The following is a 4,219-nucleotide window of genomic DNA, read 5'->3' on the forward strand; positions in this document are numbered from 1 at the left end:
AAATTAGAGAAAATGTTAAGCTTTTTCTAAATGAAATAAACAAAAATCCTGAAGCAATTATTCAACGTTTGTGCTTAAAGTTATAGTTGTATAACTTTAAGTGCAGATATTACTTTCTATTTATATATATAAATTACAAGAAATATATTTATTATAAAAAAACTACGTTGAAGTTTTTTTATAAATCCATCAATGAATATTGATAATTGTAATATATATTTTAAATTACAGCAGGAAAATAGTTAGAGGTGAAATAATGAAAGCTAATAGCATTGAGGTGGCAAAGGCTGCAATAAAGATGGCTACATCTGAAAGAAATGAAGAGCGAAGACTTGAAGAGAACTTTAAAGAAAGAAATATATTAACAGCAGCAGTTGACATAGGGGGGAGTCTTAATGCTTCTATTCCTAAAATTATGGAAAGAGCTCTAGTGGCTTCTAAAAGAACAGGAATTATAAAAGACTGTCATGTACATGATGGAGCTGTGGTGGGTGCAGCCAGAGAAGCTATACTTCAAGTATCAGCTAAGGCAAATGGACTTAATTTAGGAGGAAAGATAGGTATTGCAAGGTGTGAAGAACATATAAGCGTATGTATTTTTGCAAGTATTGGACTTCTTCATTTAAATGAAGTTGTTATAGGGCTTGGTCATCGTTCAATTCCTAATGAAGAAAAAATATAATTGACAATTTTATTGGTGTAATGTAAAATATAAGAAATTCAAAAGTTAAAAGAGTACGGGTAACATATAAAGTACTGTAAAATTCATAAAAAGAAATTGTTGAAGAATGGTAAAGTTTAAGAAAAATAAAATTTAAGCAAGTAACATATAGAGGCATAGTAGTATATAATACGGTTAAAGAAGCTAATATGAGAAAAAGAAGTTATAATATAAAAATTCAGTTACAGCTGAAGTAGTATGGTAGAAAAGTTTTAGAGTAGTATGGTAATTAAAAGTTTTATTTGGCAATATGATATATTAAAACAGTAATATGGTAGTTCGGTAGGAGATATAGGATTATTAGGTGATGTAAATGCAATTTTGTATTTACGTTGCTTTAATTACAGTATGCAAAAAACTCTCCTATTGGAGAGTTTTTTTATTTTAAGGGGGAAGGTAGAATGGTAGGTAAAAAAATTTCAATGTTAGTTTCAGCGGTATTATTAGTAGGAGCTCTAGGTGGGTGTTCAAATTCAAAAACATCCAAAACAAGTGATGGAGCAAAGAAGGATATTGTAAAAATAGGTATTACACAAATTGTTGAACATCCTGCTTTGGATTCAGCTAGAGAAGGATTTATAGCTGCACTTAAAGATAAAAATTATGTAGATGGTGAAAATATAAAAATTGATTTTCAAAATGCACAAGGAGATATGCCAACAACTCAAACAATTGCAGAAAAATTTGTTAATGATGATGTAGATTTAATTATGGCAATTGCAACGCCATCAGCACAAGCAGCATATAATGTTACTCAAAAATCTAGTAAGGATATTCCGATTTTGATAACAGCAGTAACAGACCCAGTAAAAGCAGGTATTGTAAAATCTTTAGATAATCCTGGAACAAATGTAACAGGTACTTCAGATGCCGTTTCTATGGATGGACAATTTAAACTTATGAAAAAATTGGTTCCAACAGGTAAAAAAGTAGGTATAATCTATAATACTAGTGAGGCAAATTCTGAAGTTCAAGTAGAAGAAGCAAAAAGACTTGCAGGAAATTATGGAATCGAAATAAAGACTCAAGGAATTACAAGTGAAAATGAGATTCCACAAGCTTTACAATCAATATTAACTGAAATAGATATCTTATACATTGTGCAGGATAATATGATTGCTTCAGCAATGCCACTGGTTACAAGAAAATGTTTTGCTAAAAATATACCTGTTATAGGTTCAGAAAGTGCCCATGTAAAAGCAGGTGCAGTAGCAACAGAAGGAATTGATTATTACAAGCTTGGATATCAGACAGGTCTTAAAGCAATTGAAATTTTAGAAGGCAAAAAACCAATGGAAATACCAGTTGAGACTCAAAAGGAAGCATCAATAGTTATAAATGAAGATGCTGTAAAGAAGTTAAATATTGAGATTCCACAGGATATAGCTTCCAAAGCTGAAAAAGTTACTGGAGGGGTTGAATGATGTCAGGATTCTTATTGAGCGTATTAGAACAGGGACTTATTTTTGCGATAGTTTCATTAGGAGTATATATAACTTATAAAATATTAGATTTCCCGGATTTATCAGTAGATGGTACATTTCCATTAGGGGCAGCAGTTACAGCTCTGTGTCTTTCAAAAGGAATAAATCCTTTTGCTGCATGCTTTTATTCAGTTATTGCTGGTATGCTAGGGGGATTAATAACAGGTTTGCTGCATGTTAAGTTAAAAATAACAAATTTATTATCTGGAATATTGGTTATGATAGGATTATATTCAGTTAATTTAAGAGTAATGGGCAAATCTAATATATCATTTTTCAATTTTAAAACTATTTTTACATCAGCAAAATTTATTAATTCAGTATTTTTAATTGCAATATTTGCTGTTGGAGTTAAGTTACTATTAGATTTATTTTTAAAAACTAAGCTGGGTTTTATGCTAAAGGCAGTTGGAGATAATGAACAGCTTGTTACATCTTTAGGCGTCAATAAGGACAATATAAAGATTATTGGACTTATGACTTCTAATGGTATAGTAGCACTAGGCGGTTCTATAATGGCACAGCATCAAGGATATGCTGCTGTAGGTATGGGGACAGGTACTGTAGTTATAGGTCTTGCAGCTGTAATATTAGGTGAAGCAGTACTTAAAAAATTAAGCTTTGTCAGAGCAACTACTATGGCACTTTTAGGAGCAGTACTATACAAGTTTGCTATTGGAGGAGCACTTAGAATTGGACTTCCACCTTCAGACTTAAAGCTTATTACTGCTATTATAGTTATTGTAGTGTTAGGAGCTAATAATGCAAGTTTTAGTTTAAATAGAAGGAGTAGAGAAGAAAGAGAGGTGAAGACTGTTGTTGCAGGTAAAAAATCTATACAAAGTCTTCAATAAAAATACAGTTAATGAAAATCAAGTATTTGCAGGGTTAAATTTAAATGTAAATAAGGGTGATTTCATAACAATAATAGGCAGTAATGGGGCAGGAAAATCTACTTTATTGAATATAATATCTGGAACAATACCAGTAGATAATGGGTCTATAATATTAGGAGAAAATGAGATATCAAAATTTCCAGAGCATAAATGCACTAAATTTATAGGAAGAGTATTTCAAGACCCTTCAAAAGGTACATCACCGTCTATGACTATACTTGAGAATATGTCTATGGCATATAATAAAGGAAAAAAATTTGGTTTTAGTTTTGGTGTTAATAAAAAAAATATTCCTTATTTTAAAGAACTGCTTTCAAAGCTGGAGCTTGGACTTGAAGATAAGCTTTATACAAAGGTGGGACTTTTATCAGGAGGGCAGAGACAGGCACTTACACTCATAATGACAGCTATGTCAAATCCGGAACTATTACTCTTAGATGAGCATACAGCCGCTTTAGACCCTAAAACATCTGAAAAGATAATTGAATTGACAAAAAATATTGTAGCTGAAAAAGGTATAACAACACTTATGGTAACGCATAACTTGAACCATGCCATAAATTTAGGAAACAGACTTATAATGCTCCACAACGGAGAAGTTATTTTAGATATAAGTGGAGAAGAGAAAAAATCTCTTACTATGGAAAAACTACTTAAGTTTTTTGAAAGCAACAAGGATAAAGATTTGGTTAGTGATAGAGGATTGTTTGCATCATAGAAAAATATTGCGACGCAATTTTATTCTAGTAACCAGTCGCCAATCCCCAGTCACCAGAAAATGTTGATTTTCTTCCTAGTGTCAGAAAATCTTTGAATTTAAAGTATCTTTTTTACGCTTTAAGTGCTTCGAAGGGCGTTAAGATTAAATAAAGGCGTTTAGCCTTAGAACAAGTAATATTTAGCTTGAGCTATCGCTTTCAGAGCTTACCAGATGTTTACTTGAATAGATAATAGCAAAAGCTAGTGAAAATTAAAATTTCACTAGCTTTTATTATTTGTGCGTCCAGCTAAGCTGGACCATACTAGCTGGTGAAAGTCCAGTCAAGGTAATTGCCAAGAAGCCTTGTAGCCAACCACCAAGCGTAGTAGAAATATTGGGTTTGAAGCGTGGGGGTAAA

4 protein-coding genes are annotated in these 4,219 nt (G+C 31.9%); all 4 read left to right on the forward strand.

The window, feature by feature from the left end:
- The first annotated feature begins 256 nt into the window (after window positions 1-256).
- The 4 genes from OIO11_RS11915 (at window position 257) to OIO11_RS11930 (ending at window position 3,819) form a co-directional block, all read left to right on the forward strand.
- On the forward strand, window positions 257-682 hold the full coding sequence (locus OIO11_RS11915; RefSeq protein ID WP_268071690.1) for a HutP family protein: 426 nt from the start codon (window positions 257-259) through the stop codon (window positions 680-682).
- 440 nt (window positions 683-1,122) lie between these two features.
- Window positions 1,123-2,145 (forward strand): ABC transporter substrate-binding protein, encoded by a 1,023-nt coding sequence (locus OIO11_RS11920; protein ID WP_268071692.1) that lies wholly within the window; start codon window positions 1,123-1,125, stop codon window positions 2,143-2,145.
- Window positions 2,145-3,059 carry an ABC transporter permease gene (locus OIO11_RS11925; RefSeq protein ID WP_268071694.1) on the forward strand — a complete coding sequence of 305 codons (915 nt, stop codon included), beginning with the start codon at window positions 2,145-2,147 and terminating at the stop codon, window positions 3,057-3,059. Before OIO11_RS11920 ends, OIO11_RS11925 begins: the two co-directional genes overlap by 1 nt.
- Window positions 3,022-3,819: an ABC transporter ATP-binding protein gene (locus OIO11_RS11930; protein ID WP_268071693.1), complete on the forward strand. Its 798-nt coding sequence runs from the start codon at window positions 3,022-3,024 to the stop codon at window positions 3,817-3,819. Before OIO11_RS11925 ends, OIO11_RS11930 begins: the two co-directional genes overlap by 38 nt.
- Window positions 3,820-4,219: the final 400 nt, after the last annotated feature.

Origin of the sequence: Clostridium sp. ZS2-4 (assembly GCF_026719745.1) — a bacterium.
Lineage (GTDB): Bacteria > Bacillota > Clostridia > Clostridiales > Clostridiaceae > Clostridium_H.

Excerpts from the sequence above, each read along its gene's own strand:
- OIO11_RS11920 (WP_268071692.1), top strand. The coding sequence starts at position 1,123 with ATGGTAGGTAAAAAAATTTCAATGTTAGTTTCAGCGGTATTATTAGTA.
- OIO11_RS11925 (WP_268071694.1), top strand. The coding sequence starts at position 2,145 with ATGTCAGGATTCTTATTGAGCGTATTAGAACAGGGACTTATTTTTGCG.
- OIO11_RS11915 (WP_268071690.1), top strand. The coding sequence starts at position 257 with ATGAAAGCTAATAGCATTGAGGTGGCAAAGGCTGCAATAAAGATGGCT.